At 72.6% G+C, this 25650-nt stretch carries 26 protein-coding genes and 1 pseudogene; 14 read left to right on the top strand and 13 right to left on the bottom strand.

Annotation, left to right across the window (positions count from 1 at the left end):
* From FHX44_RS19570 to FHX44_RS19545, 6 genes are all read left to right on the top strand, one after another.
* Positions 1-1305, top strand: a complete 1305-nt coding sequence (locus tag FHX44_RS19570; RefSeq protein ID WP_147257117.1) for an ABC transporter substrate-binding protein — start codon at positions 1-3, stop codon at positions 1303-1305.
* The gene (locus FHX44_RS19565; RefSeq protein WP_147257116.1) at positions 1302-2264 is read left to right on the top strand and encodes a carbohydrate ABC transporter permease; all 963 of its coding nucleotides are present in this window, start codon (positions 1302-1304) and stop codon (positions 2262-2264) included. The genes FHX44_RS19570 and FHX44_RS19565 overlap by 4 nt, the downstream gene beginning before the upstream one ends.
* Positions 2261-3124, top strand: a complete 864-nt coding sequence (locus tag FHX44_RS19560) for a carbohydrate ABC transporter permease (protein WP_147257115.1) — start codon at positions 2261-2263, stop codon at positions 3122-3124. Before FHX44_RS19565 ends, FHX44_RS19560 begins: the two co-directional genes overlap by 4 nt.
* The gene (locus FHX44_RS19555) at positions 3124-4113 is read left to right on the top strand and encodes a hydroxyacid dehydrogenase (RefSeq protein WP_246170481.1); all 990 of its coding nucleotides are present in this window, start codon (positions 3124-3126) and stop codon (positions 4111-4113) included. Before FHX44_RS19560 ends, FHX44_RS19555 begins: the two co-directional genes overlap by 1 nt.
* Before the next feature lie 16 nt (positions 4114-4129).
* Positions 4130-6061, top strand: coding sequence for a DUF2264 domain-containing protein (locus FHX44_RS19550; protein ID WP_147257114.1), 1932 nt, complete (start codon positions 4130-4132; stop codon positions 6059-6061).
* A 121-nt stretch (positions 6062-6182) separates the two neighbouring features.
* On the top strand, positions 6183-6452 hold the full coding sequence (locus FHX44_RS19545; protein ID WP_147257113.1) for a hypothetical protein: 270 nt from the start codon (positions 6183-6185) through the stop codon (positions 6450-6452).
* 258 nt (positions 6453-6710) lie between these two features.
* Here the strand turns inward: FHX44_RS19545 and FHX44_RS44245 are convergent.
* Positions 6711-7364 (bottom strand): annotated as a pseudogene (locus FHX44_RS44245) (creatininase family protein); the annotation flags it as partial.
* A 472-nt stretch (positions 7365-7836) separates the two neighbouring features.
* Here FHX44_RS44245 and FHX44_RS19535 point away from each other — a divergent pair.
* From FHX44_RS19535 to FHX44_RS19525, 3 genes are read left to right on the top strand one after another with little or no spacing between them, the layout of a single operon-like run.
* Entirely contained in the window at positions 7837-8196 is a 360-nt protein-coding gene (locus FHX44_RS19535; protein WP_147257111.1) for a hypothetical protein, read from the top strand.
* The gene (locus FHX44_RS19530) at positions 8196-8699 is read left to right on the top strand and encodes a hypothetical protein (protein WP_147257110.1); all 504 of its coding nucleotides are present in this window, start codon (positions 8196-8198) and stop codon (positions 8697-8699) included. The genes FHX44_RS19535 and FHX44_RS19530 overlap by 1 nt, the downstream gene beginning before the upstream one ends.
* Entirely contained in the window at positions 8696-9604 is a 909-nt protein-coding gene (locus FHX44_RS19525) for a hypothetical protein (protein WP_147257109.1), read from the top strand. The genes FHX44_RS19530 and FHX44_RS19525 overlap by 4 nt, the downstream gene beginning before the upstream one ends.
* Positions 9605-9653: 49 nt before the next feature.
* Here FHX44_RS19525 and mftE read toward each other — a convergent pair whose 3' ends face one another.
* From mftE to mftA, 4 genes are read right to left on the bottom strand one after another with little or no spacing between them, the layout of a single operon-like run.
* On the bottom strand, positions 9654-10340 hold the full coding sequence (gene mftE, locus FHX44_RS19520) for a mycofactocin biosynthesis peptidyl-dipeptidase MftE (protein WP_147257108.1): 687 nt from the start codon (positions 10338-10340) through the stop codon (positions 9654-9656).
* Positions 10341-10352: 12 nt separating this feature from the next.
* Positions 10353-11549, bottom strand: a complete 1197-nt coding sequence (mftC, locus tag FHX44_RS19515) for a mycofactocin radical SAM maturase (RefSeq protein WP_147257107.1) — start codon at positions 11547-11549, stop codon at positions 10353-10355.
* Entirely contained in the window at positions 11546-11830 is a 285-nt protein-coding gene (gene mftB, locus FHX44_RS19510) for a mycofactocin biosynthesis chaperone MftB (protein WP_147257106.1), read from the bottom strand. The genes mftC and mftB overlap by 4 nt, the downstream gene beginning before the upstream one ends.
* Entirely contained in the window at positions 11820-11921 is a 102-nt protein-coding gene (gene mftA, locus FHX44_RS19505) for a mycofactocin precursor MftA (protein ID WP_075955157.1), read from the bottom strand. Before mftA ends, mftB begins: the two co-directional genes overlap by 11 nt.
* Positions 11922-12007: 86 nt before the next feature.
* Here mftA and FHX44_RS19500 point away from each other — a divergent pair, with 86 nt between their 5' ends.
* Positions 12008-12367 carry a DUF952 domain-containing protein gene (locus tag FHX44_RS19500; RefSeq protein ID WP_246170479.1) on the top strand — a complete coding sequence of 120 codons (360 nt, stop codon included), beginning with the start codon at positions 12008-12010 and terminating at the stop codon, positions 12365-12367.
* Here the strand turns inward: FHX44_RS19500 and FHX44_RS19495 are convergent.
* Both FHX44_RS19495 and FHX44_RS19490 read right to left on the bottom strand, forming a co-directional pair.
* Positions 12316-13287 carry an NAD(P)/FAD-dependent oxidoreductase gene (locus FHX44_RS19495; protein WP_246170478.1) on the bottom strand — a complete coding sequence of 324 codons (972 nt, stop codon included), beginning with the start codon at positions 13285-13287 and terminating at the stop codon, positions 12316-12318. The two genes, FHX44_RS19500 and FHX44_RS19495, sit on opposite strands and share 52 nt — an antisense overlap.
* Entirely contained in the window at positions 13277-14455 is a 1179-nt protein-coding gene (locus FHX44_RS19490) for a DUF418 domain-containing protein (protein ID WP_147257104.1), read from the bottom strand. The genes FHX44_RS19495 and FHX44_RS19490 overlap by 11 nt, the downstream gene beginning before the upstream one ends.
* Positions 14456-14934: 479 nt before the next feature.
* Here FHX44_RS19490 and FHX44_RS19485 point away from each other — a divergent pair, with 479 nt between their 5' ends.
* Genes FHX44_RS19485 through FHX44_RS19475 form a run of 3 tightly spaced genes read left to right on the top strand, consistent with a single transcriptional unit; the run spans position 14935 to position 17317 of the window.
* Positions 14935-15471, top strand: coding sequence for a CPBP family intramembrane glutamic endopeptidase (locus FHX44_RS19485; RefSeq protein ID WP_147257103.1), 537 nt, complete (start codon positions 14935-14937; stop codon positions 15469-15471).
* Positions 15468-16667 (top strand): sensor histidine kinase, encoded by a 1200-nt coding sequence (locus FHX44_RS19480; RefSeq protein WP_147257102.1) that lies wholly within the window; start codon positions 15468-15470, stop codon positions 16665-16667. The genes FHX44_RS19485 and FHX44_RS19480 overlap by 4 nt, the downstream gene beginning before the upstream one ends.
* Entirely contained in the window at positions 16664-17317 is a 654-nt protein-coding gene (locus FHX44_RS19475; protein ID WP_147257101.1) for a response regulator transcription factor, read from the top strand. The genes FHX44_RS19480 and FHX44_RS19475 overlap by 4 nt, the downstream gene beginning before the upstream one ends.
* A 436-nt stretch (positions 17318-17753) precedes the next feature.
* Here FHX44_RS19475 and FHX44_RS19470 read toward each other — a convergent pair whose 3' ends face one another.
* Positions 17754-19196 (bottom strand): HNH endonuclease signature motif containing protein, encoded by a 1443-nt coding sequence (locus tag FHX44_RS19470; protein WP_147257100.1) that lies wholly within the window; start codon positions 19194-19196, stop codon positions 17754-17756.
* Between the two features lie 507 nt (positions 19197-19703).
* On the opposite strand from FHX44_RS19470, the gene FHX44_RS19465 reads away from it, so the two are divergent.
* On the top strand, positions 19704-20441 hold the full coding sequence (locus FHX44_RS19465) for a dihydrofolate reductase family protein (protein ID WP_246170477.1): 738 nt from the start codon (positions 19704-19706) through the stop codon (positions 20439-20441).
* Here FHX44_RS19465 and FHX44_RS19460 read toward each other — a convergent pair.
* From FHX44_RS19460 to FHX44_RS19440, 5 genes are all read right to left on the bottom strand, one after another.
* The gene (locus FHX44_RS19460) at positions 20335-20772 is read right to left on the bottom strand and encodes a PepSY-like domain-containing protein (protein ID WP_147257099.1); all 438 of its coding nucleotides are present in this window, start codon (positions 20770-20772) and stop codon (positions 20335-20337) included. The two genes, FHX44_RS19465 and FHX44_RS19460, sit on opposite strands and share 107 nt — an antisense overlap.
* 44 nt (positions 20773-20816) lie before the next feature.
* Positions 20817-21860 carry a serine/threonine-protein kinase gene (locus FHX44_RS19455; RefSeq protein WP_147257098.1) on the bottom strand — a complete coding sequence of 348 codons (1044 nt, stop codon included), beginning with the start codon at positions 21858-21860 and terminating at the stop codon, positions 20817-20819.
* A 66-nt stretch (positions 21861-21926) separates the two neighbouring features.
* Positions 21927-22742, bottom strand: coding sequence for an FAD binding domain-containing protein (locus tag FHX44_RS19450; RefSeq protein WP_147257097.1), 816 nt, complete (start codon positions 22740-22742; stop codon positions 21927-21929).
* Positions 22739-23272 (bottom strand): (2Fe-2S)-binding protein, encoded by a 534-nt coding sequence (locus FHX44_RS19445; RefSeq protein ID WP_147257096.1) that lies wholly within the window; start codon positions 23270-23272, stop codon positions 22739-22741. The genes FHX44_RS19450 and FHX44_RS19445 overlap by 4 nt, the downstream gene beginning before the upstream one ends.
* Positions 23269-25524, bottom strand: a complete 2256-nt coding sequence (locus FHX44_RS19440; protein ID WP_147257095.1) for a xanthine dehydrogenase family protein molybdopterin-binding subunit — start codon at positions 25522-25524, stop codon at positions 23269-23271. Before FHX44_RS19440 ends, FHX44_RS19445 begins: the two co-directional genes overlap by 4 nt.
* Positions 25525-25650 lie beyond the last annotated feature (126 nt).

Below are 25650 nucleotides of genomic sequence, written 5' to 3'. Positions count from 1 at the left end.
ATGCCCCACCGATCCCGCGTGCTGGCCTGTGCGGTGACCGCCGCCGTGCTCACGCTCTCCGCGTGTTCGAGCGCGGCGCCACCGCCCTCCGGAGGCGGGCCCACGGTGATCACGTTCTGGTCCTCGCTGCGCGGCACCCAGCCGGTCGTCGACGCGTTCAACGCCACGCACACCGCCATCCAGGTCGACCTCGAGGTCACCCCGACCGGCACCGGCGGCACGAACGCCAAGCTCACGAACGCCACGCGTGCCGGCAACGCCCCCGACGTCGCCACCCTGGAGTACAACGCCCTGCCCGCGTTCGCGCTGGACGGGGCCGTGCTGGACGTCACCGACCGGGTCGACGAGGCGTTCCGCGCAGCGCTGCTGCCGCAGGCGTGGGACCAGACCACGTTCGACGGGCGCGTCTACGCGGTGCCGCTCGACATCGAGCCGATGATCCTGTTCTACCGCCGGGACCTGTTCGAGCAGCACGGCATCGCGGTACCGACGACGTGGTCCGAGTTCGAGCAGGCCGCCCGGGACCTCAAGGCCGCCGCGCCCGACGTCCGGCTCGGCACGTTCTTCACCAACAGCGCACCGCACCTGGCCGGGTTCGCCGACCAGGCAGGCGGGCAGTGGTTCTCCACCGAGGGCGGCCGGTGGAACCTCGACTTCACCGACCCGGGCACCACGCGCGTCGCCGAGTACTGGCAGCGGCTGGCCGACGAGGATCTCGTGCAGGTCGCGCCGGGCAACAGCCAGCAGTGGAACGCGGCGATCAACAACGGATCGGTCGCCACGTACATCGACGGGGCGTGGGCGGCCGCGGCCCTCATGCGCTCCGCGCCCGGCGGCGCGGGCAAGTGGGCGGCGGCGCCGCTGCCCCAGTGGGACCCGGCGCAGCCGCGCGTGGGCGTCAAGGGCGGCTCGGTGTTCGCGGTCACGGCAGGCAGCGAGCACCCGGAGGCCGCGATGGAGTTCCTCCGCTGGATGGTCACCGACCCCGAGGCGTTCCGGGCCCGCCTGTCCAGCGGCGCGAGCAGCATGTACCCCGCGGCTCCGGCCCTGGTCGGTGTGGCGGACGAGGGCTTCGACCGCAGCTACTTCGGCGGCCAGGACGTCTACGCCCTGTTCCGCGAGCAGGCCGCGACCGTGCCAGAGGGCTGGGTCTGGGGCCCCCGGATGACCGCCACCAACCAGCTGATCCAGGAGGGACTGGCCCGCGTCCGGTACGGCGGCACCGTCGTCGAGGCGCTGGAGCAGGCCCAGGAGGAGTCGTTGCCCGACATGCGCGCACTGGGACTGGCGGTGGCCGCACGATGACCACCATCCTCGAGACCCCGACCGCGACCTCGGTAGCCGCCGGCGGCCGGAGCCGCAGCGGCCGGAGCGGGCCACGCGTCCCCGGGCAGCGGAAGGCCGTGGCCGTGCTGCTCGTCCCGTTCGGCCTGCTCTGCCTCGCCGTGTTCGCCGTCCCCGCGGTCTACGCGGTCTACCTGAGCTTCTTCTCGACGTCGCACTCCGGGCTCGGCTTCGGCAACGCGCGCACCGTGTTCGTCGGCTTCCGCAACTTCGTCGTCGTGCTCACCGACCCGAGCTTCCTGCGCAGCATCGGCGTCACGCTTGCCTACATCGTGGTGTTCATCCCGCTGCTCGTCGCGGGTTCGCTGCTGATGGCGCTGCTGCTGGACTCCGGGCTGGCCCGGGGCAGGCGGTTCGCGCAGACGGTGCTGTTCCTGCCGCACGCGATCCCGGGGATCATCGCCGCGATCATCTGGCTGTACCTCTACACGCCGGGCATCAGCCCGGTGCTCGCCGCGCTGGCGGGCCTGGACGTCCGCATCGACTTCCTGGGCCAGGCGCTGCTCATCCCGTCGCTGGTGAACATCGCGCTCTGGGGCGGCCTCGGCTACAACACCGTGATCTTCTACGCGGCGCTGCAGGCCGTGCCGCGGGAGGTGATGGAGGCGGCGGCGGTGGACGGCGCAGGGGCGGTGCGCACCGCGCTGCGCGTGAAGGTGCCCCTGGTGCGCGCCGCGGTGGTGACGGTCGCGATGTTCACGCTGGTGGGCTCGCTGCAGCTGTTCACGGAGCCGATGCTGCTCGCGCAGGCGACCCCGCTGGTCGGGTCGCGGTTCACGCCGAACATGTACATCTTCGAAGCCGCGTTCAACCGCAGCAACTACGGGCTCGCCTCGGCGGCGTCGGTGCTGCTGCTCGTCCTGTGCTGCCTGCTGTCCTACGCGGTGGCCCGCTTCAGCTCGCGAGGAGCCAAGGCATGACGACCGCCGATCGCCGGGTGCACCGCGGCACCCGCGTCGGTGCGATCACGACCAACGTCGTGGTCGCGGCCGGCACCCTGTACGCGCTCCTGCCGCTGATGTGGCTGCTGCTCGCGGCCACGAAGGACACGCAGGCCCTGTTCAGCAGCAACCTGATGGACCTCGCGAACTTCGACCTCGTCGGCAACGTCCGGGCCCTGCTCGCCGAGGACGACGGGATCTACCTGCGCTGGTACGCCAACAGCATCCTGTACGCGGTGATCGGCGCAGCGGTCGGTGCGCTCGTCAGCACGGCGGCCGGGTACGTGTTCGACAAGTACGAGTTCCGCGGGAAGAAGCAGTTCTACGCGCTCGTGCTGATCAGCGTCATGATCCCGGGCACCGTGCTGGCCCTGCCGATGTACCTGATCGCGTCCCGGCTCGGGCTGGCCAACTCGATGTGGGCGGTGTTCATCGCGGTGCTGTTCAACCCGTTCGGCGTGTACCTCGCCCGCATGTTCGCCACCGGCTACGTCCCGGGCGAGGTGCTCGAGGCCGCCCGCGTCGACGGGGCGTCCGAGCTGCACATCTTCTTCCGCATCGGGCTGCGGATGCTCGGGCCGGGCTTCGTCACGGTGTTCCTGTTCCAGCTCACCGCGATCTGGAACAACTTCTTCCTCCCGCTCGTGATGCTGTCCGACGAGAACCTCTATCCGATCAGCCTCGGCCTCTACACCTGGAACAGCGCCGCAACGACCTTCCCGGACTACTACCCGCTCGTCGTGATCGGTTCGCTGCTCGCGCTGGTCCCGCTCGTCGTGGCGTTCCTGATGTTGCAGCGGTACTGGCGATCGGGCCTGACGGCAGGGAGTGTGAAGTAGTGGCGCGCGCGGCGTTCGCGATGGCCACCAGCACCGCCCGGCAGCTGCTGCACCCGGCAGCCGTCGAGCGGATCGCGGCCGCCGTCGACATCGACCCGGACGTGGTCTTCGACGGGTTCGAACGCGCCGATCTCGCCGGCGTGGAGCTGCTGATCACCGGCTGGGGCTGCGCACCGATCACCGCGGACGTCCTCGCCGCGGCACCCCGGCTCCGCGCGATCGTCCACACGGCCGGCACCGTGCGCCGCCACGTCACCGAGGAGTGCTGGGAGCGGGGCATCGTCGTCAGCTCGGCGGCGGCGGCCAACGCCGTTCCGGTGGCCGAGTACTCCGTGGCGATGATCCTGCTCGCCGGCAAGCGGGTGCCGGACATCGCTCGGGAGTTCCGCGCGGCGCGGGCGCAACGCGACTGGAACACGCTCTACCCCGACGCCGGCAACTACGGCGCCACCGTCGGCCTGCTCGGGGCCTCGTTGATCGGCCGCCGGGTGGCCGACCTGCTACGGCCGTTCGACCTCGACGTCCTCCTGCACGACCCGTACGTGGCCGACGCCGAGGTACGGGCGCTCGGCGCCGAGCCGGTGGGGCTCGACGACCTGTTCGCCCGCTCGGGTGTGGTGTCGCTGCACGCGCCGCTGCTGCCCGAGACCACCGGCATGGTCGACGCCCGGCTGCTCGGGCTCATGCGCGACGGAGCCACCCTGCTCAACACCGCGCGTGGCGGGCTCGTCGACCACGCCGCACTGGAACGCGAGCTGCTGTCCGGGCGGCTGCGCGCCGTGCTCGACGTGACGACCCCGGAGCCGCTGCCCCCCGGCTCACCGCTGTGGGACTGCGACGGGGTGCTGCTCACCCCGCACGTCGCCGGGTCGAAGGGCAACGAGCTGCGCAGGCTCGCAGACGCCGCGGCCGACGAGGTGCAGCGGTGGGCCGCGGGTCAACCGTTCGCCCATCCGGTGCGACGCGAGCTTCTCCCGCTGACCGCTTGAGAAGAGGAGACCCCCGATTCCCGTCGACGACCACGACCTGAGCCCGCACACCGGCTGGACCCGCAAGCACTGGACCACCGTCGCCGACGACCTGCTCGCCGCCGTGCAGCGCTACCGCTCACCCCGGGGCGGCCGGATCGACCTGCCCGGCGCGCCCGCGAAGGCCGGCGTCGTCTCCGACGGCCTCGAGGGGTTCGCCCGCACGTTCCTGCTCGCGGCGTTCCGCGCCGCCGGTGACGGGGACGGCACCGCGCTCGCCCCCTACCGCGAGGGCCTGGTGAGCGGGCCGGGGCCGACCGGTCCCGACGCGTGGCCGCCCATCGGCTCGCACGGGCCCGGTGGGCAGCCGATGGTGGAGTCGGCGTCGGTGGCGCTCGGACTGCTCACCGCGCGGCGCTGGACGTGGGATCTGCTCGGCGCCGCCGAACAGGACCGTCTCGAAGGGTGGCTGCGCGGCGCCCTGCGGAACGAGCCCGCGCCGAACAACTGGTATCTGTTCCCGATGGCGGTGGCCGCGTTCCTCGACGAGGTGGGCCGCGGCGACGCCGAGACGGCCCGCGCCATCGACCGCGCGCACGACCTCCTCGAAGGCTGGTACCGGGGCGACGGCTGGTACAGCGACGGTGACGGCCGCGCCTTCGACCACTACATCGGCTGGGCCATGCACCTCTACCCCGTGCTGGTCGCGCACCTGCGCGGCGACACCGCCCAGCTGGAACGCCTCGGCCCGCGGCTGGAGGAGTTCCTCGGCTCGTTCGCCGCCACGTTCGACGCCAACGGGGCGTCGCTCCACCAGGGCCGCTCGCTCACCTACCGCACCGCTGCGCTGGCGGCCGTCGCGCTGGGCGAGGTGGTCGGGTGGACGCCGCTGCGGCCGGGCCAGACCCGGCGGATCCTGTCGGCGGGCCTGCGCTACTTCCTCGACCGCGGCGCGCTCACCGACGGGATCTTCTCCCGCGGCTGGCACGGCCCGCACGCCGCCACCCTGCAGACCTACTCCGGGCCCGCCTCGCCGTACTGGGCGAGCAAGGGCTTCGTCGGGCTGCTCCTACCGGAGACGGCGCCGCTCTGGACGGCCGTCGAGGAGCCGCCGCCGTCGGCAGGGCCGGACCGCACGATCGTCATCCCGTCCGTCGGCTGGCTGGTGCAGACGACCGAGGCGGACGGCATGGTGCGCGTGCACAACCACGGCAGCGACCACCTGAACCCGTGGGACGCCGACGGCGGCGATCCCGACCCGCTCTACGCCCGGCTCGCCTACTCCACCCGCACCGGCCCGACCGCCGTCCGCAACGCGCCCGACAACCACATCGCCCTGCACGTCCGCGGCCGGGAGAGCGTCCGGCGGCGGATCCACCCGATCGGCAGCGGTCCCGACTGGGTGGCCTCGTGGCACCAGCCGCAGTTCCCGGGCCCGCCCGCCTTCCCGGGCGGCCCGCCGGTCGCGGGCGGGCCCGTGCTGCCCCAGGGCCGGATCGAGAGCCTGGTCGTCGCGCGGGGCGCGTGGGAGGTGCACGCCCACCGGCTGCGTGCCGTGCCCGCCGGCACTCCCGTCACGGTGACGGGATGGGCGCTGGCCGCCGCGACCCCGCAGGAGCTCGAACCGCAGGTCGACAGCGTCGCGGTCGCGATGCGCACCGGCGAAACGGCGGCCCGTCTCATCGGCTGCAACGGCTTCGACGCCGCCGAGGTCCAGCGGGCCCCGCAGGGCACGGCCTACGGCGCGTGGGCGCTGGTGCCGACCCTGCGCGGCACCGTGGTGCCGGGCGAGCTGCTGGTGAGCGCTTCGACGCTCACGGCGGCACCCGATTCCGGCGCCCCCGAGGTCGAGGTGGCGGGCGCCGAGGTGTCGATCGGCTGGCCCGACGGTGGCCGCACGACGTGCACCTGGACCGCCCCGACCCCGGTGGTGGTGACGACGCCCTCGCACTCGGACATCGATGTGTGACCGGATCGACCCCAGCGAGCGGATTTTCGTGGGCGACATCGCTCGTTGACCGATGCGTAGCACCGCGGCCGCAGGCTTGCAGCCGCTCCCCCCGCGAACACGCTCCCCCAGGTAGTTGCCCATGTTGTACGGATCCGACGTACCCGATCCCGCCGATACCGTCCCCAGCGTCCTGCCCGGTTACCGGTTCCCCTGCCCGGACATCGCCAGCGTCGACCGGCACATCGCCGAGCGGCGAGAGCACATGGGGCCGCGCTCCAACCTCACCCCCAAGTTCAAGGAGGCGGCACGGCAGGACATCGACCGGCTGCTGGAACGGCGCCTCTACCTGATGACCGTCCACCTCGCCGATCTCGTTCGGGAGTCCGGGCAGGCGGCAGAGGCCGCCTGAGCCGCCACGGCGAGGCGTCCGGGCCGGGGATCGCCAGAAGTGGTGTGAGGGCGGCAGATCGAGGGTGTTGCCTTAAGCCGGCGGATCTCTCGGAGAGGCCGCCGCGACCGCGCTCATGGCTGTCGGTGGGGCCTCCTGACGGCGCCGCGCATTGTGCGGGCAAGCAGATGCGGGGAGGCCGCCGGCCCGCCCGATGGGCCGCGCGGCGCCGCCAGCAGGCCGGTCTCACGGACACGCGACGGCGAACCTCCACGCCGGTCACGCACCCGGTGTGCGCTCACGCACCCCGTGTCGGCCCACGCACCGCGTCGACGGGGCGCCTGAGCTGACAACGGGTGCGTGAGCGGTGCAGATCGTTCGATCAGCGCGGCACGGGCTCGGCGGGGACCCTGATGTGCGTCTCGCGGCGATCACAGCGGCGGTGCCGCGGGGCTGCGCCGGGGGACTGCCCAGTGGGGCGGGCGGCGCCGCCAGCAGGCCGGTGCCACGGGCAGGTGAAGGTGGGCTCCGTGCCGGCCACGCGCCCGGTGTCCGCTCGCGCGCCCCGTGTCGGCCCACGCACCCGGTCGATGGCCTGCCTGGGTGAAGAACGGGTGCGTGAGCGGTGCAGATCGTTCCGAGCAGCACACCAGGCGGCGGAGACGCTGAGGTGCTCCTCGGGCCGATCACGAGCCCTGTCCGCGCCACTGTGGCGGCGCTTCGCGCCCGCTGGAGCGACGTGATCGGCAGTTCGGGGCGTTCCCGTGTCGTTTTGCCCGCTTTCGCGCCGCACCGGAACGCCGAGCGGCCCAGCTCGACGAGCACGGCACGCAGGGCCTCGTGCCCGATCGACAGCGTGCCGAGGAAGCCGTCGTGCTCGCCCGACGCGCCGTAGGCGAGGGGCGGCGCGACCAGCACGGTGACGGGATGGGCGCTGGCCGCCGCGACCCCGCAGGAGCTCGATCCGCAGGTCGACGGCGTCGCGGTTGCGCACCGGCGAAACGGTCACCAGGCTGTTCGGCTGCCACGGTTCCGACGACGCCCAGGTCCAGCGAGCCCCGCCGGGCACGGCCTACGGCGGGTGGGCGCTCGTGCCAACCTCCGCGGCACGGTCGTGCCGGTCGAGCTACTGGTCAGCGCCTTGACGCTCACGGCGGCTCCGTCCGCGGGAACCCCGAAGTTGAGGCCCGACAGCGCGGTCGCGGTGACCTGGCCGGATGGCACCGACACGGCCTGCACCTGGGACGGAGAGCTCCGGAAGCTGACCACGCTCCCCTGAAGCAGGGCCGCTGCTCCGAAGGAGTGCACTTTCTCGCGGTGGCGCGCAAAGAGGCAACATCGGGCGGCTCGATCGCGACGTACGTGCCGCGCTCGTCGAACGCGCATTGGTTATCGAGGGGCGCAGATGAAGAACCAGTTCGAGAGCAACAGCATCAACGCTTCCGTTGTCCAGATCAGTGATGTGATCGCGAATCTCGGCCCAGTGCTCGCGATGTCCGAAGCGGCGACGGCCCGATCCCGGCTCACCGAGGTACGCAACCGCGTCGACGAACTCACCCGGACCGGTGCGGTCGATCAGGCGAGAGCTGAAGAGATGCTGGCGCTGACTCGCGCAGCCGAAGCCGAGATGGGCGGGGACCAGCCGGACCGCGGGCGAGCCATCACCGCGCTGACGCGACTCAAGTCCGTGGCGGAGGGCCTCACTGCGACGGCCGGCATCGCCGAGGCGATCGACGGGATCGTACGAACTCTGGCCGGGGCGTAATGAGCAAGGAGAACAGGTTCGAGCGGATCGACGCTCAGATCGTTCAGATCGCCGATACGATCCACCAGACGACCGGCCCCACGACCGATCCCGGCCGGATCGGGCGCGAATTCCTTGATCAGGGCCAGTACGAACTGGCAGCTCGGCAGTTCAGGGACGCATTGGCCGCAAGGCCGACCGACGTACACCTGAATTTCCTGCGCGCCATCGCCTTGCTGCAGGGCCGACGACCGAACCGCCACAGCAGGGAGATGATCTCCCAGATTCGTGCGCATCTCCGGGCGGCCGCCGACCTCCCGGAGGCGCGTGTTCTGCACGCCCTGGTGATCGAGGATGCCGGGCTTCGCTGGCGGCGGGCGGACCATCCGCCCGAGGACGTCCTCGACACCGCTCGCCACACGGCGAGCGATTCTGCGGAGCTCATCCTCCGCCACGTGCCGGCCCGCGAGGCGCGCGTCTGGCGCGTCCTGGCGCAGCGCCGGGAGGGCGACGGATCACGATGACGACAACGATCGGACAACCGGACACGGAGGAGCGGAGAAAGAAGGTCCGCAAGTACTTCAAGATCACGCCGGACGCACGGGAAGAGACTCGCGCGATCCGTGTGATGTGGGTAGGCGTCGTCGGACTCATCGGCGCAGCCACCCTGCTGATCGCCCAGCAATCGTTGCTGGCTTTGTTGGCGGCCGGTGTCGGCGCCATTGCCGCGCTCCAAGGACGAATCGCGCTCTCGTCCTATCGCAGGCGTTACGAGGCCGCCGAGCCGAAGCCTTCCGATGTCGATATGGACCGTATCCTCAACCAGGACCTCGCCAGGGTGGCCCGTCGCGCAATGGAGCGGCTCGACGTCACGGCGGACGAGTTGGAGCTCCGCAGCTACGAGGTGGATCAGTGGGCGCAGATCAGCGGGCGCCGCAGGCTCGCCGATCAGGGCCGCGGCCCACTGGTGGTATTCGGGCCGGCCGAGAGATCGCGGGGACGGCAGGGCGTAGACCGGGTCTGGCGATTCGCCGTGTACGAGGTCATGGTCATCTGTCCGACCGGACACCACCTGGCAATCTACGAGTGCGTGCTCGATTTCGTTACAGGCCGCCGCAGGAACGAGGACACCCACGAGTACCACTACCCGGACGTCGTCGCCGTCACGACGAAGACGCGGGCGCCGGAAGGATTTCAGTTGATCCTTCCCGGCGGCGGGACCAGCGATACGGCGTTCCGTCACACCATGACCCGTGAGTTCCAGATCATCGTCTCCAGCGGAGATCGAAGCTCGATCATCGTCGAGATCCGAGATGACGACCGGCCGGAACAGGAGTTCAAGCTGCAGGAGTCCGGCATCGACCGTGTGATTGCCGCGGTGCGCCGAATGCTGCGGGAGAAGAAGGGCGGGGTAGCGCCAACTCTGTGACACGACGACACGCACGGCAGGCGGATGCCCGACCGCCTGGCCCGGGTCGTCAGGTCAGGCGGCCGGCTGGGTCCGGGCGCCAGCGCGCGAGACCGGCTGTGAGCTCTGCGGTCATCTCGCCCAGCAGGCGCTCGCCTTCCGGCGCGCTCGCGCCGGTCGGGTCGCCCAGCACGCCGTTCGGGCTCACCGCCGCCACGCCACCCGCCCGCATAGCGGGGAGCAGCTCGGTGAGCGGCGCGGTCGCCCCCGGTTCGGCGGCGCCCAGCCGGACCGCGCCGGGGTCCAGCGCGAGCAGAATCGACGTCTCGGTGCGGCCCGCGTGCGCGTCCCCGCCGGCCACGACGCACGGCGACCACGCCGCGTCGCGGCCCTCGTGGCGCAGCTGCGCCACCGCCTCAGGGACGGTGGGGAGGTTGCCGCCGTGCCCGTTGACGAACACGAGCCGCGACGCCCATCCGAACGCCGAGCGCCCCAGCTCGACGAGGACCGCACCGAGCGCCTCGTGCCCGATCGACAACGTGCCCGGGAAGCCTTCGTGCTCGCCGGAGGCGCCGTAGGCGAGCGGGGGCGCTACCAGCAACGCGGGGTCGACCACGGCAACCCGGGCGGCGACGGCCGCGGCGACCCGGGCGTCGGTGTCGAGCGGCAGGTGCGGACCGTGCTGCTCGAGCGCACCGAGCGGAACGAGCACGGTGGCGGCGGGCACCTCGGGCCACGCCCGGTCACCGAGTTTCATGCGCGCCGTTCGTCAGGTTCCGGCGACCGGCACCCGGAGGCCGGCGAGGGGGCTCTCGTCGCATGCCCGGTCCGGGCGCATCCCGATCGAGACGGGCACGGGACCCCTGGAGTTGCGCGGTGCCGACCGGGAGTGGTCGACGTCCGACTTCGGGATCACCGTGTCGGCGTTCCGGGCGGCGAGGGCCTGCTCGCCGAAGCCGCGGACGCACTCCGGGTCGGGGCCGTCGAGGGGGAGGCCGGTGAAGAACTTGGCCGCCATGCAGCCGCCCTGGCAGGAGTCGTAGAAGCCGCAGCTGCGGCACGCACCGCCGGTCTGCGGCTGCCGGAGCTCGGCGAACAGCTCCGAGCCGCGCCACACCTCCTGGAACCCGCCCGGCGAGCGCACGTTGCCCGCCAGGAAGTTCTCGTGGATCGCGAACGGGCAGGCGTAGACGTCGCCGACGGGGTCGATCAGGCAGACCACCCGACCTGCCCCGCACAGGTTCAGCCCCGGCAGCGCCTCGCCGTAGGCGGAGAGGTGGAAGAACGAGTCGCCGGTGAGCACGTTCTCTCCGCGCGCCACCAGCCAGTCGTAGAGCTGCCGCTGTTGCGCGGCCGTGGGGTGCAGCTCGTCCCACACGTCCGCGCCTCGCCCCGACGGGCGCAGCCGCGTGATGCGCAGCTGCGCGCCGAACTCGTCGGCGATCGCCTTGAACTCGTCGAGCTGGTCGACGTTCTGCCGGGTCATGACCACGCTGATCTTGGGCTGGCCGAACCCGGCCTCGGCCAGGTTCTCCAGGGCCCTGATCGCGGTGGCGTACGAGCCCGGGCCGCGGACGTGGTCGTTGACCTCAGCGGTGGCGCCGTCGAGCGAGATCTGCACGTCGACGTAGTCGGTGGCCGCGAGCTGGGCGGCTCGCGCCTTGTCGAGCTTGATCCCGTTGGTCGAGAACTTGACGCCGACGTCGTGGGTGACCGCGTAGTCGAGCAGCTCCCAGAAGTCGGAGCGGACGGTCGGCTCGCCGCCGCCGATGTTGACGTAGAAGACCTGCATCCGCTGCAGCTCGTCGATCACCGACTTCGCCTCGGCGGTGCTGAGCTCGCGCGGATCGCGCCGTCCGGAGGACGACAGGCAGTGCACGCACGCGAGGTTGCAGGCGTAGGTGAGCTCCCAGGTGAGGCAGATCGGGGAGTTCAGGCCGTACTGGAAGTGCTCGACCAGCTTCACGGGCGCTCCTCGATGGTTCCGTTGGCGGCCAGGCCTGCCAGTGCCCGCAGGTAGGCGGGCCGCTGCGCCTCCTCGACGCCCGCCGCCTCGATCGCGGCGTGCACGGACGGGTGCCGCTCCAACCCGGAGACGACCTCGACGAGCTGGGGCGTCTTCAGGAACGACAGCCTGCGGGTGCCGAAGTGGTAGACCAGCGCCCCGAACGGCTCGGGGCGCACGGCCACGCGCGGGCTGCAGCGGTGCGGCAGCGCGGGGTCGAAGACCGGGGCGTCAGTAGACACCGCACATGCCGTCGATCGAGACCTCCTCGACGAGGGTCTCCTCGACCACGGGCTCCTCGGCAGCGGCCTGGGACTCGCTGGTGGGCGACATGCGCATCCTCCTGACGACGGTGGCTGGGATGTGACGGACGTTAATTGACACGCCGTGTCAAAGACAAGGCCCGGCAGACTGCCCGGGTGGAGTCCGAGGTCCTGTTGCACATGTGCACCGCCGCCGAGTGGGAGTGCGCTCGCGCGGCCGGTGCGGTCGCTCCGCCGTCGCTCGCGGAGGTCGGGTTCGTGCACCTCTCCACGCCCGAGCAGGTGGCGCTCCCGGCGAACCGGCTGTTCCGAGGCCGGTCCGACGTCCTGCTGCTGGTGATCGACCCGGCCCGCGTCGGCGTCGAGATCCGCTGGGAACCGGGGGTGCCGGGCGACCCCGGGTCGATGCGCTTCCCCCACGCCTACGGTCCGGTCCCGACGTCGGCGGTGACGGCCACCCTGCCCTACCGGCCAGGCGACGACGGCACCTTCACCGCACCATCCCTGCCTGCCTGATCCCCGGCGACGGCCCGGCGGGCGTCCTCCGCCACGAGATCGGCGTTGATCGCCGCCCCGGCCGCCAGCCCGGCCGCGGCCGCACCGATCACCTGTGTCTGCACGTCGGTGACGTTGCCGGCGGCCCAGACGCCGGGGACGGCGGTGGCACCGCGCGGTCCGACGGGCACCGCGCTGCCGATCACGTGCTCACCCATCCGCACCTCCTGCGCGACCAGGCCCGGCACCGGGGGCACGCGGGCGGTGAACCGCGGCGCGACGACGAGCACCTCGCGCGCTACCGTCCGGCCCGAGACCAGGCGGACGCCCGCCAGCCGATCGTCGACGACCTCCAGCCCGGCGACCTCCCCATCCACGACCGCGACGCCGAGCGCGGCCAGCTGCTCCCACTCCTCCTCGGAAAGATCGGGTCCGGTGTGCAGGAACAGCGTCAGGTCATCGGTGAGCTGCCGGAACAGCAACGCCTGGTGCACGGCCATCGGCCCGGCCGCCAGTACGCCGACGGCCCGGTCGCGCACCTCCCAGCCGTGGCAGAACGGGCAGTGCAGCACGTCCCGGCCCCACCGCTGCGCCAGCCCGGGCACCTCGGGCAGCTCGTCGACCAGGCCCGTCGCGACGAGCAGCCTGCGGGCCGACTCCGTGCGCCCGTCGTCGAGCCGGACCCGGAATCCCGGCTCGACCTCCACCACGTTCCCGCGCACCACTTCCCCGCCGTAACCGAGCACCTCCGCACGGCCCGCCGCGAGCAGCTCACCCGGCGGCGTGCCCTCGCGGGTCAGGAAGTTGTGCACCCCGTCGGCGGGCGCGTTGCGCGGCTCACCACCGTCCACTACCAGCACCGAGCGCCGGGAGCGGAGCAGGGCCGTTGCCCCGGCCAGCCCGGCCGCTCCCCCGCCGATCACGATCACGTCATGGGTCATGCCGCCCACTCTGGGCATGCGCCGACGAGCCGGCCCGGTTTATTGCCACTCCGGCAAAGGTGATCCGGTGCATCAGCAGTTCCAGCGGGCCCCGGTCGGCGTGGCGCAGCCACAGCGGGGCCGCGACGAGCAGGAGCCCCGAGACACCGGACCAGAGGGCGAGCACGAACCACGGGCCCGTCCCGGCGAACCGTTCCGCCAACCCGAGGCCCCAGCCGTAGCAGAGCACCGCGGCGAGCAGGTTCTGCAGGACGTAGCACGAGAGCGCCGTGCGCCCGACCGCGGTGAGCCCGTGCCGGATCGGGCCGGGCCCGCGGCGGGCGCGCTGCACGAGGGCCGTGCCGAGCCCGAGCAGGCCGAGCGCGACGAGCGGTGGCGCGAGGTAGCGGTCCACCAGGAACCAGTCCGGGCCTGCGGCCGCCGTCAGCGCGTTCAGCGGAACCCCGACGCCGAGTCCGACCACCATGAGCCTGCGGCGGATCGGCGCCGCCGCGTCGGTGAACGCGCCCGCGCGCACCAGCCGGGACCCGGCGAGGAAGAGCACGACGGCCGACGGGACGATCAGCAGCAGCTCGGCCCGGAACAGGGTGGCGTACTCCAGGCGCAACAGGACCTGGCGCGGCCAGCTCGCCGTGAGGGCCGGGTCGGGCGCCGAACCGGACGCGTCGGCGTCCGGCGTCACCACCAGCAACGCCGTGACCGCGAGCAGCACCGCGACGTAGACCGCCCCGACCGCGCCCGCCCACGCCCGCACCGCCCGGTCACTGCGCCCCACCAGGTACGCCACCAGGAACGACGCGATCGCGTACCCCATCAGGACGTCGAACTCGAACACCAGGACGTAGTGCACGAGCCCCTCGACGAACAGGATCGCCGCGCGCACCGGGTACCTGCCGGGCCACGGGTTCCCCCGGCGCACCGCCGACCGGTACTGCAGTTCGATCCCCACGCCGAACAGCAGCGTGAGCAGCGCGAGGAACTTGCCGTTGGTGACCGTCTGCAGCGCGGTCTCGAGCGGATCGCCCTCTGTGAACGCCGTCGAGATCCACGCCGCAGGCCCGCCGGGCCCGGCGAACAGCCAGACGTTCGTGCCGAACGTCCCGAGGATCGCGACGCCCCGGAGGACGTCGAGCGCGTCGATCCGGCCTCGCCCGGCGGTCATGGTCATGGGAGGGAGGGTCACCCGGCGCAGCAGCCCGCGTCGTCGGGCGATGGATCGATCCGGAATCCGACCTTGGATCGACACCGCCCGGCTGCTCGTCGAGGCACGGGTGCCGGTGGGGTGCGCCCCACCCGGATCACGGGGGTCTTCGCCAGGGACGCATGCGTGCGCCGTCCTTGGCGTCTGCGCCGTGGAGCCCACATCGCCGCAGCGCACGAGGACCGATCTCCTGCTGTTCTTCACCGGTACGTTCGCGGTGAGCTGTCTGCTGTGGGGCGCGGCGCTGCTCGCCGGAGGCGACATCGGGCAACCACTCCCCGGGCTCCTGTTCGTCGTGGGCGCGTTCGGCCCGACAGCGGTCGCGCTGCTGCTGTGGTGCGCCGGCAGACGCCGCCCGCGTGGGCACAACCCGTTCCGCGTGGCGGGCCGGTGGTTGCTGCCCGCCCTGCTGCTCGGCGCCACGCCCGCACTCGTCGCGGCCGCTGATGGTGATCGGGTTCGTGCTCGTCGCCGGCCCGCTGTCGGAGGAGTTCGGCTGGCGGGGCTACGCGCAGCCCCGTCTCCGCCGGACGCTCCCGCCGGGGCGGACGGCCGTGCTGCTCGGCCTGGTCTGGGCCGCGTGGCATGTGCCGTTGTTCCTGCTCACCGGCACGACGCAGGCCGAGACCGGGCTGGACAGCTGGGAGACGCTGTTCTTCTTCGCGGCGTTCGTGCCGATGAGCTACACGATCTGGGTGGTGTCGGAGCGGATGCGCGGCGGGGTCGCCGCGGCCGTCGCGGTGCATTTCGCGAGCAACGGCGCGGCCGGCCTGTTCCCGACGTCCTCGACCGCCGGCGCGCTCGTGGCCACGGCGGTGGCCACCGTGATCGCCGTGGCGCTGCACGTACTGGTCGGCCGTAACGGCGTCGCCCGCTGCCGTCGCGCACCGGGACGCCACCGGCGTGCCCGGAGGCGCCTGAGCCCACGTACCACCTTCGATCGACGCGAGCGGCGGGCCACCGCGTGTTCAATGGCTGCGTGAAGGGTTGGCTCGCGGGGCGCGAACGGTGGGACGACGCGCTGCACGTGGTCGGCTACTTCGCGGTCGGCGTGTTGCTGTATCTGATGGTGCCCGACGTCGCACTCCGCTTCGGCGACGCGCCCCTGCCGCCGGTCTGGGCCGTGCTCGGGCTCCTGGTGGTCGGCGCGCTCGGCCACACCCAGCGCCGGGTGCGGCCGGTCCTCGGGCTCGCGATCGCGCTCGTGGCGCTGTTCGGGATGGTGCAGCTGTCGTTCGTGCCGCTCGCGCTGATGCTGGTGCTCGGCGACCTGCTGTACTGCTCGGTCCTCCACGCGTCCCGGCGGCTCAGCTTGGCGGTGGCGTGCACCGCGGCGGCCGTGGCCGGTGGCGCCGCGCTGGTCAGCCTCGTGTACGACGGCGGGCGGGCGGCCGTCCTCACGATCCTCAACCTCGGGCTCGTGCTCGCGGTACCGGTGCTGTGGGGCCGGGAGGTACGCCTGCACCGCGGGCAGGCCGACGCCGAGCGGGAGCGGGCCGAGCAGGCGTCCCGGATGGCCGAGCTCGACCGCGCCGCGGCGGTGGCGGCCGAGCGGGCGCGGATGGCCCGCGACCTGCACGACGTGATCGCGGGGCAGCTCTCCGGCATCGCGATCCAGTCCGAGGCGGCGCTCAACCTGCCGGATGCCGACCCGGCGGTGCTGCGACGGGTGCTGCAGTCGGTGCGCCGCGACAGCGTGGCGTCGCTGGCCGAGATGCGCACGATGATCGGCCTGCTGCGGGCGGACGGCGCGGGCGACGGCGACCCGCGTACCGCGCCCGCCGGGCTCGACCGGCTCGGCGCGCTCCTCGAGTCCGCCGCAGGCACGGGACTGCGGATCGAGGTGGACGACGCGCGCCGCGGCGCGGCCGAGCTGCCGGCCGCGGTGGACCTGGCCGCCTTCCGCATCGTCCAGGAGGCGTTGACGAACGCCGCCAAGCACGCGCCGGGCAGCCGGGTGCGCCTGCACCTGGACCACCACGACGGAGAGCTGGTGATCGAGATCGAGAACGACCTCGTGCCCGGGGCACGGGCCGGTGGGGGCACCGGCACGGGGCTGCTGGGCCTGGGCGAGCGCGCGGACGCCGTGGGCGGCGCCGTCACGGCGGGACCGGACGGCGGCCGCTGGCGCGTGCGTGCCGCGCTGCCCCTGCCTGCTCCGGCCGGAGCGCCCCGGTGAACGCCGGGCCCGTGCGCGTGGTCGTGGCCGACGACCAGGCGGCGATCCGCACGGGGCTGGTGATGATCCTCGACTCCGCCCCGGACATCGAGGTGGTCGGGGAGGCCGCCGACGGGCTCGCCGCCGTGTCCATGGCCCGCGACCGCAAGCCGGACGTCGTGCTGATGGACATCCGGATGCCCGGCATCGACGGCATCGAAGCCACCCGCAGGCTGATCGGGGAATCGGTGTGCGAGGTGCTCGTGCTCACCACCTTCGACCTCGACGAGTACGTCGACTCCGCGCTCGCCGCCGGAGCGGCGGGCTTCCTGCTCAAGTCGGTGGAGGCACCGGCGCTGCTCGCCGCCGTGCGCGCGGTGGCCCGGGGTGACGGCGTGCTCGCGCCCGAGGTCACCCGGCGGGTGATCGCCCGGCTCGGCGCCCCGGCCCGCAGGCCGGTCCGGCCACCCGGCTTCGACGAGCTCACCCCGCGCGAGCTGGACGTGCTCGCCTGCCTGGGCCGGGGCCTGTCCAACGCGGAGATCTCGGCGGAGCTGGTGATCACCGAGGCCACGACGAAGACACACGTCTCGCGGGTCCTCACGAAGCTGGGCCTGCGCTCGCGGGTGCAGGCGGCGATCGCGGCCCAGGACGGTGGTCTGGCCGACTAAAATGAGCAAGTCCGAATCGATCAGCTGCCGTAGATGATCGGTGGCGGGCCGGCCGCCTGACGTGTTGTGCGATCGCACCGGTTCGGTTCGAGCAGGCGCGGCCGATCCGAACTCGCGCGTTCCGCGGAACGCCCGAGGCGGTCCCGGGGACAGGGGTTGCCGGGGCGCGCCGTTCCCGGCTCGGGCCGAACGGAATCGGCGTGGCCGCGGTCTCGTGGTGGGCTCACCGGCTCGCGTCGAATCGCACACGCGGCGTGTGTGGCCGGTTTGGGATCACTACCGAATAGCGTGGTTGCGCGGGTAGCCGTCCCCGGCTTGAGGGCACGCCAGTGATCGACGAGACCGTCACTGCTGGGTGCCTGCGCAACTATCCTGGGGTCCCGTTCCTCCCTTTCCGGATGGTTGTCGGAGCCGTTTGGTGCGTTCCGCAGAACGCTCACGCGGCCGTGCGGATCCGGCGGGGGAGCAGGGCGTCCAGGATGGGGTCCGGGTCGAGGCGGTCGCCGTACCAGTCGGGGGTGAGGGTGGTGTGGTCGATCTGTAGCCAGGCGCGGGTGTGCATTTCGAAGAGGCTTTCGGTGTTGCCGGTCAACGGCGTTGGGATGGCCGGGATCGGGGTGCCATCGGGTCGGCGGAACTCCCACCGGCCGGGCAGTCGGCGGATGCGGTAGCCGTGGTCGTGGATGAGGCGGTGGTGGAAGGAGCAGATCAGGATCAGGTTGTCGACATCCGTGCGGCCGCCCAGCCACCAGGGGACGACGTGGTGGGCGTGCAGATGCCGGGTGTGGGTGCAGCCGGGGAACTGACACCCCTCCCCATCCCGCACGGTCAACGCCGCGATCTGCGCCGGGGTGGCCAGGCGCCGGTTGCGCCCCAGATACATCCGGTTCGACGTGCGATCGTTCAGCAGCACCTGCACCCGGGCGTCACAAGCCAGCCGCTCGGCGGTCGAAGCGGGGACCTCGGGCCCGTCGTCGAGGCGGGCGGTGCCGGTGCTGGCGTCGAGGTGCACGATCACCCGCGCCTTACCGCGCTCCACGACCGGGGCCGACTCCGACTCGGCGTGGCCATTGACCAGGGTGAGCAGCGCGTCCACGCGGCGGGCGGCCACCCGATCCACCGCCGGCCCAGGCTCTTGCTCCAGCGCCCGCTCGTCCACGTCGTCGGGTGAGGGTGTGACCGGGTGGGCGACCGGGGTGCGGGCTGGCACCAGGGCTTCGATCGAGGCGACCAGGGCGGCGCCTTCGTCGGGGGTGAGGCGGGCGCGCAGGACCAGCGACCCGTCCTCGTCCCACTGCCAGGACAGCGACCGCCGCACGGCGTGGTCGGCGGGTGGGGTGTGGCGGCGCCGCACCGCCCGGACCACGGTCTCCACGTGGCTGGCCGTGCCGTGCCGCGCCAGGTTGCGCAGCACCTGCTCGGCGGTGTCCGGGTCGGCCACCGTGGTGTGCCGCAGGTCGGATTCACCGGCGGCGATCTCGGCGGCGAGGCGGGTCAGGGTCGCGGTGTCGGACCCGGTGATCCGGGTGATGGCCCGGACCTTGGAGTAGGAGAGCTGGCCGGCGGCGAACGCCTCACGGATGCGCGGCAGGTTGCGCAGGGCGTGCGCGACGCGGAGGCGTTCGGCGGCGGTGCGCAGGTTCATCCCGGCCCGCCAGGACAGCCAGTGCGCACAGGAGCGGATCCCGTCACCGGCCCAGCCGTTGCGCTGATCGAACTCGGCCAGCAGTTGCAGGAATCGGCATTCGGCAGCGGCGATGTGCCCGGCCAGGCCGAGCAGTTCGGATTCCAGGTCGTCGAGGGGTATGGCCTGCAGTGGGGTGGGGAGCGAAAATGATCGACACGACATACCTCCCGAGGTGTCGGAGCCAATGCTCAATCTAAGGATGGCAGTCGGGTCCGACAATTTCCGCGTTCCGCGGAACGCGGGGACGGGGGACGAAGACAGGCAACTGCTTCGTAGGGAAGCTATAGGCGATGGGTCGGGACCACAGGATAGTTGCCTAGGCACCCGGCGGTGACGGTCTCGTCGAGAACCGCCGTGCCCTCAAGCCGGGGACGGCCGCCAAAGCGACCACGCTATTCGGTAGTGATCCCAACCCAGCCATCCTCCCCACGCGCGAAGCACGCCGGGAACGGCGTGACAGCGCCCGAGACACAGCTGAGGTCGATCGCAACGGCCGCCCGAGGCGACCGGGCTCGCCCACGAGAGAGGCCGAACGCGGACGCCGGCACCCCGATCAGACGCCGCAATGGTTCCCGCGACGGTGTGATCTCCCCCGGCAGGCGGGCAAACGGGCCGGAGTACTGATACCGGTGCGGATTCGGTCACCGCCGTGCGGCCGTACGGTCCGCTGCACATGCCGAGCGAGAGGACGTCGCCCTCATGACCAAGGTGATCGCCGACATCTCGATGTCGCTGGACGGATATGTCACCGCACCCGGCGCGGACGAGGAGCACGGTCTCGGGATCGGCGGCGAGGCGATCCACGCGTGGGTGCTCGAGGAGCCCCGCTCTCCCGTCGACGAAGCGGTACTGGCCCGCAGCTTCGACCAGACCGGCGCGGTGGTGATGGGGCGGCGGCTGTTCGACGTCGTGGACGGGCCGCACGGCTGGAACGACGACGTCGGGTACGGGTACGACCAGGACCAGTCGGCTGCACCGCCGTGCTTCGTCGTCACCCACGCGCCGCCTGCCCAGGTGCGGCTCGCGTCCCGGTTCCGGTTCGTGACCGAAGGGGTGGCGGCCGCGATCGACCAGGCGCGGGCGGCTGGCGGCAAGGACGTCTTCGTCATGGGCGGCGCGAACGTCATCGACCAGAGCCTCGCGGCCGGGCTGGTCGACGAGCTCCGCATCCACCTGTCCCCGCTGTTGCTCGGCGGTGGCACGCGGCTGTTCGACCTCGTCGGCCCGACGACGCTGGTCCAGCACCGAGTCGCCGCGGGCGACGCATCTCACCTTCGAGGTCGTCGAGGACCAGGCAGACGACCGACCGGCTCACCCGAGATGAGCGCGCTCAGGCGTCCTCGTACCGGTTCTGCACCTGCCGCCCCGCGGCGTCGAAGTAGTACTCGCCGTCCGAACCGGAGATCTCGATCTCGTAGAACTCGCCCGCCGGCGTGACCTCGATCTCCCACTTCTCGACCACCCCGCCGGCCGTGCCCCGCACGGCCTCGCGGACAGGAGCCGGGAAGCCCGCGCCGTCGACGACCTCGACCTCCGTCTCCAGCCACTGCCCGGAGGAGTCGAACTCGGCCTCGAACGCCCCGTCGTCACCGCCGAAGGCGGCCTCCCAGCCGTAGGGCTGCCGCTCCCACGTCACCGGCTCGGCGCCCGGATACCGCTGCTGGAAGGCCTGCTGGACGGGCGAGGGTGCGGCGCTGCAGCCCGTCGCGCCGGTGACGACCAGCGTGGCCGCCATGACCGACAGGATGCGAGCGGCTCGGGTGATCACCCGCGGAACGTACGGGGTCTCGGTGAACTGCGGGGGGGCGCGCCTCAGCGGACCTTTGCGGAGAGCTTGATCGGGTCGCGGAGATCCGCTGCCGCCGTGCGGGGGGCCGAGGGGGCGGCGGCCACGGAGACCATCGCGACGATCGCGGTGAGGGCCGCGAGCGCGATGCGCGAGACCGGCCGCGTGCCCGGACGGCCCAGGCGGTGGCGCCCGTGGTTGACGACCCGGGACCGCGCCGACGACCGGAGTGCCAGCGACGCGGCCGGCGAGGCCGGGTCGGCCGAGAGGGCGGCCGCGACGGCGGCGGCGGGAGGCCTGCGACGCGGATCGTCCTGCATCATCGCGTTCAGGACGGTGCTGAGCCCGGCGGGCAGCCCCTCGGGCACCGCCGGGGAGCGGTACAGCCGCGCGGTGGCCGACTCGACCGCCGCACCGGGGTACTCCCGCCGCCCGGTGAGCGCCTCCAGCAGCACGAGACCGAGCGCGTAGACGTCGGTGGCCGGCGCCACGCGCTCCCCGCGGACCTGCTCGGGAGCCAGGTAGGCGGCGGTGCCCACGACGCAGCCGTCGGCGGTGGCCGCGGTGGCCTCGAGGGCGCGGGCGATGCCGAAGTCGGCCAGGCGCGGACGCCCTCCGTTGCCGAGCAGGACGTTGGCCGGCTTGACGTCGCGGTGCACGATGCCCACCGCGTGCACGTAGGCCAGCGCGTCGGCGAGGTGGGCACCGAGCCGGCGCACCGGGCCAGGGGCGAGCGGCGGGCCGGAGGCGATCCGCTGGGCGAGGGTCGGCCCCTCGACCAGGTCCGTGACGACGAACGGGCAGTCGTCCACCAGCCCGCCGTCGTGCAACCGGACGAGCCCCGGATGGTCCAGCCGTGCCAGCAGCGCCATCTCCTGGCGCTGCTGCCTCAGATCTCGCTCCGACCCGCCCGGCCGGAAGCACTTGATCGCTACCTCGACACCGCGCCGCAGGTCACGGGCCCGGTGCACGACGGCGGACGAACCGGCGCCGAGCACGGGCCCGAGCTCGTAGCGGCCGGCGACGACGCGGGGAGCGTCGCCGAACGCAGCAGCCTCGTCGGGGGCCATACGGAAGTCTTTCCCCCGTACGGGGCAGCTACGCACGGATCCGGGAAACTTGGACCCGGACGTGCGTCACCCGTTGGCGGCAGTGGTGAGTGCCCGGCGGGTGAGCACGCGTGCGAGGTGACGCCGGTACTCCGCGGTAGCCCCGGTATCCGTGGGCGGCTCGGTGCGCTCGGCGGCGAGCGCGGCGGCCTCCTCGATGGAAGCGCCGTCGGCGAGCGCAGCCTCGGTCTGCGAGGCCCGCAGCGGGGTGGGGCCCATGTTCACCAGTCCCACCCGGCCGTCGACGACCGCGACCCCGACGATCGCCCAGTCGTTGGCGCGCCGGGTGAACTTCTCGTACGCCCAGCCCGCTCCGCCCGTGCGCGGCACCCGGATCTCGACGATCAGCTCGTCGGGCTCCTTCACCGACGAGAACACGCCGGTGTAGAAGCCGGTGATCGGCACCTGCCGCTCGCCCCGCGGGCTGCGCAGCACCACCGTGCCGCCGAGCGCGAGCACGGCGGCGGGGAGGTCGGACGCCGGGTCGGCGTGGGCGAGCGAGCCGCCGAGCGTGCCGCGGTGGCGCACCTGCGGGTCGCCCACCGTGCGCGCGACGGCCGGCAACAGCGGGCACTCGGCCGCCAGCACGTCCGAGGTCTCGACGGTGCTGTGCCGCGTGCCTGCGCCGATCGCGACCTCGTCGCCGTCGACCCGGATGTATTGCAGGTCGGCCAGCTTGCCGATGTCGATCACCAGCTCGGGCGCTGCCAGCCGCAGCTTCATGACCGGGAGCAGCGAGTGGCCCCCCGCGAGCAGCGTGGCGTCCTCGCCGTGCTCCTCCAGCAGGGCGAGGACCCCGTCCACCGACTCGGGACGCGCGTAGGCGAATCCGACGGGGATCATGCGGGGCTCCCGGTGGAGAAGCCGGGCGCGGTGAGCTCGGCGGGCGAGTCCTCGGCCTCCGCCGGGTCCTTCCCCGCCGCGGCGAGCACGGCCCGGACGATGTTGTGGTAGCCGGTGCAGCGGCAGAGGTTGCCCTCGAGGCCCTCGCGCACCTCCCGCTCGGACGGCTGCGGGTTCTCCGAGAGCAGCCCGACGGCGGCCATCACCATGCCCGGCGTGCAGAAGCCGCACTGCAGGCCGTGCTCGGCGTGGAACGCCGCGGCCACCGGGTGCAGGTGCTCCGGGTCGGGCGAGAGCCCCTCCATCGTGGTGACCGACTGCTGGTCGGCCTGGACGGCGAGCACCGTGCACGACTTCACCGACTCGCCGTCGAGCAGCACGGTGCACGCGCCGCAGGACGTGGTGTCGCAGCCGATGTTGGTGGCCTTGAGCCCGATCACATCGCGCAGGTAGTGCACGAGGAGCAGGCGCGGCTCGACCTCGGCACTGGTCGGCTCGCCGTTGACGGTGATCTGGACCTTCTCTGTCATTTCGCGCCTCCGGCGGCCTGGATGGCCTCCCAGACCCGCAGCGGGGTGGTCGGTATGTCGATGTGGCGGACGCCGAGATGGGACACGGCGTCGACCACCGCGCTCTGCACGGCGGGGGTGGCGCCGATCGTGCCGGCTTCGCCGATGCCCTTCGCGCCGATCGGGTTGAGCGGCGTGGGCGTCTCCATGTTCACGAGCGTGAAGCTCGGCAGCTCGGCCGCGGACGGGAACCCGTAGTCGGCGAACGTCGCGGTGAGCGGGTTGCCGTCGGCGTCGTAGACGACCTCCTCGAGCAGGGCCTGCGAGATGCCCTGCGCGATGCCGCCGTGGCGCTGGCCCTCCGCGAGGAGCGGGTTGAGCACCGGGCCCGCGTCGTCGACCGTGACGATCCGGTCGACCACCGCCTTGCCCGACTCGACGTCGACCTCGACCACCGCGACGTGCGCGCCGAACGGGAACGTCGCTGCCCCGCTGTCGAACGCGGTGTCGACGCGCAGCTTCTCCTTCGCGGCCAGCTCGGCGAGGTCCACGCCGGTGCCGGTGCCCTTCACGGTCACCCGGCCGTCGGCGACCTCGAGGTCCTCGACGCTCGCCTCGAGCAGGTCGGCCGCGCGCTGCTTGGCGATCTCCACCAGCTGGCCGGCCGCCTGGTACACCGCGACCCCACCGGTCTGCAGACTCCGGGAGCCCATCGTGCCCACGCCGCGCGGGATCAGGTCGGTGTCGCCGTGCTTGACGGTGATCTTCTCGATCGGGATGCCGAGGTGCTCGCTCGCGAGCATCGCCCACGCCGTCGCGTGGCCCTGACCGTGTGGAGACGTCCCGGTGAGCACGGTCACGGTTCCGTCGGCGTGCACCTCGACCGAGGCATCCTCGCGGAACTCGCCGCCGCCGGTGATCTCGACGTACGCGGAGACGCCGATGCCGAGCTGCACGGTGTCGCCGCGCTCCCGCCGAGCGGCCTGCTCGGCCCGCAGCTCGGCGTACCCGGCCGCCTCGAGCACCCGGTCGATCGCCTTGGCGTACTCGCCGGTGTCGTAGACGGCGCCGCCCTTCGTGGTGAACGGGAACTTGTCCGGCGCCACCACGTTGCGCTTGCGCACCTCGGCCGGGTCCATGCCGATCTCGGCCGCGAACAGGTCCATCGCCCGCTCGATCGCCGCGGTGGCCTCCGGACGGCCCGCGCCGCGGTAGGCGCCGGTGGGCGTGGCCGTCGTGACGAGCACCCGTGCCCGCGACTCGACCTTGGGGATGTCGTAGACGCCCGGAGCCATCTGCCGCGTGAAGAACGGGAGGAACGTGCCGATCGCCGGGTAGCCGCCCGCGTCGGCGAGCACGTCGAGGCGGTAGGCGAGGACGGTGCCGTCGCGGCGCCCGCCGATCGTCAGGGTCTGCAGCTGGGCGCGGCCCTGCACCATCCCGGTCATGTTCTCCGAGCGGGTCTCCGTCCAGCGGACGGGACGTCCGACCTGCTTGGCGAGCCACGCGACCAGTGCGAACGTCGGGTCGGCCCCGATCTTCGCGCCGAACCCGCCGCCGACGTCCGGCAGGATCACGTGGACCTGGGATGCATCGATGCCGAGCCAGCCCGCCACCTCGTCGCGGGCCATCTGCGCGTTCTGCGAGGAGGCGAACAGCGTGAGCCGCCCGTCGTCGCCCCACACGGCGGCGGCGGCCCGCGTCTCGAGGGGGGCGGCGGCGAGGCGCTGGTTCACGATCTCGCGCGTGACCACGACCTCGCAGTCGTCGAAGAGGTGGTCGTCGAACGGCCCGTCCTCGAACGTCAGCGCGAGGTTGGTGCCGGCGTCGTCGAACAGGACGACGTCGTCGGACAGCGCCTCCTTCAGTCCGATCACGGCCGGCAGCGGGTCGTAGTCGACCTCCACCAGCTCGGCAGCGTCCTGGCCCTGGTACGGATGCTCGGTGAGGACGGCCGCGACCGGCTCCCCCACGAAACGCACCCGGTCGGTGGCCAGGAACGGCCGGACCATCGCCTTGTTCGCCGCCGGGAACAGCAGTGCCGGCCCGAAGTCGAGGTCGGCGGCCGTGAACACCCCGACGACGCCGGGCGCGGCCTTGGCCGCCTCGACGTCGATCCCGGTGATCCGGCCGTGTGCCAGCGGGGACCGCACGAGCGTGAGGTGCAGTGCACCGGTCAACCGCTCGTCGGTCAGGTCGTCGGTGTACGTCGCGCCCCTCGAGAGGAACACCGGATCCTCTGTGCGGACCACGCGCGTGCCCATGATGCTCATCGCCCGGGATGCTAGCCCTCCGACCCGCCCGGGCGCCTGTACGGCGGCGATCCTTCCGCGGCGTGGAACCTGATCAACCGGTCAGGTCGACGGGCGGCGCTCGCGCAGCGCAACCAGGCACTCACC

This window comes from Pseudonocardia hierapolitana (assembly GCF_007994075.1).
Taxonomy (GTDB): Bacteria; Actinomycetota; Actinomycetes; order Mycobacteriales; family Pseudonocardiaceae; genus Pseudonocardia; species Pseudonocardia hierapolitana.
Note: the sequence above shows the minus strand (reverse complement) of the source record. Positions and strands in the feature narration are given on the sequence as shown.

What these genes read in the sequence shown, in the direction of transcription:
- FHX44_RS19570 (WP_147257117.1), top strand. Translation starts at nt 1, where the DNA reads ATGCCCCACCGATCCCGCGTGCTGGCCTGTGCGGTGACCGCCGCCGTG.
- FHX44_RS19565 (WP_147257116.1), top strand. Translation starts at nt 1,302, where the DNA reads ATGACCACCATCCTCGAGACCCCGACCGCGACCTCGGTAGCCGCCGGC.
- FHX44_RS19560 (WP_147257115.1), top strand. Translation starts at nt 2,261, where the DNA reads ATGACGACCGCCGATCGCCGGGTGCACCGCGGCACCCGCGTCGGTGCG.
- FHX44_RS19545 (WP_147257113.1), top strand. Translation starts at nt 6,183, where the DNA reads ATGTTGTACGGATCCGACGTACCCGATCCCGCCGATACCGTCCCCAGC.
- FHX44_RS19535 (WP_147257111.1), top strand. Translation starts at nt 7,837, where the DNA reads ATGAAGAACCAGTTCGAGAGCAACAGCATCAACGCTTCCGTTGTCCAG.
- FHX44_RS19530 (WP_147257110.1), top strand. Translation starts at nt 8,196, where the DNA reads ATGAGCAAGGAGAACAGGTTCGAGCGGATCGACGCTCAGATCGTTCAG.
- FHX44_RS19525 (WP_147257109.1), top strand. Translation starts at nt 8,696, where the DNA reads ATGACGACAACGATCGGACAACCGGACACGGAGGAGCGGAGAAAGAAG.
- mftE (WP_147257108.1), bottom strand. Translation starts at nt 10,340, where the DNA reads ATGAAACTCGGTGACCGGGCGTGGCCCGAGGTGCCCGCCGCCACCGTG.
- mftA (WP_075955157.1), bottom strand. Translation starts at nt 11,921, where the DNA reads ATGTCGCCCACCAGCGAGTCCCAGGCCGCTGCCGAGGAGCCCGTGGTC.
- FHX44_RS19495 (WP_246170478.1), bottom strand. Translation starts at nt 13,287, where the DNA reads ATGACCCATGACGTGATCGTGATCGGCGGGGGAGCGGCCGGGCTGGCC.
- FHX44_RS19490 (WP_147257104.1), bottom strand. Translation starts at nt 14,455, where the DNA reads ATGACCATGACCGCCGGGCGAGGCCGGATCGACGCGCTCGACGTCCTC.
- FHX44_RS19485 (WP_147257103.1), top strand. Translation starts at nt 14,935, where the DNA reads ATGGTGATCGGGTTCGTGCTCGTCGCCGGCCCGCTGTCGGAGGAGTTC.
- FHX44_RS19465 (WP_246170477.1), top strand. Translation starts at nt 19,704, where the DNA reads ATGACCAAGGTGATCGCCGACATCTCGATGTCGCTGGACGGATATGTC.
- FHX44_RS19455 (WP_147257098.1), bottom strand. Translation starts at nt 21,860, where the DNA reads ATGGCCCCCGACGAGGCTGCTGCGTTCGGCGACGCTCCCCGCGTCGTC.
- FHX44_RS19450 (WP_147257097.1), bottom strand. Translation starts at nt 22,742, where the DNA reads ATGATCCCCGTCGGATTCGCCTACGCGCGTCCCGAGTCGGTGGACGGG.
- FHX44_RS19445 (WP_147257096.1), bottom strand. Translation starts at nt 23,272, where the DNA reads ATGACAGAGAAGGTCCAGATCACCGTCAACGGCGAGCCGACCAGTGCC.
- FHX44_RS19440 (WP_147257095.1), bottom strand. Translation starts at nt 25,524, where the DNA reads ATGAGCATCATGGGCACGCGCGTGGTCCGCACAGAGGATCCGGTGTTC.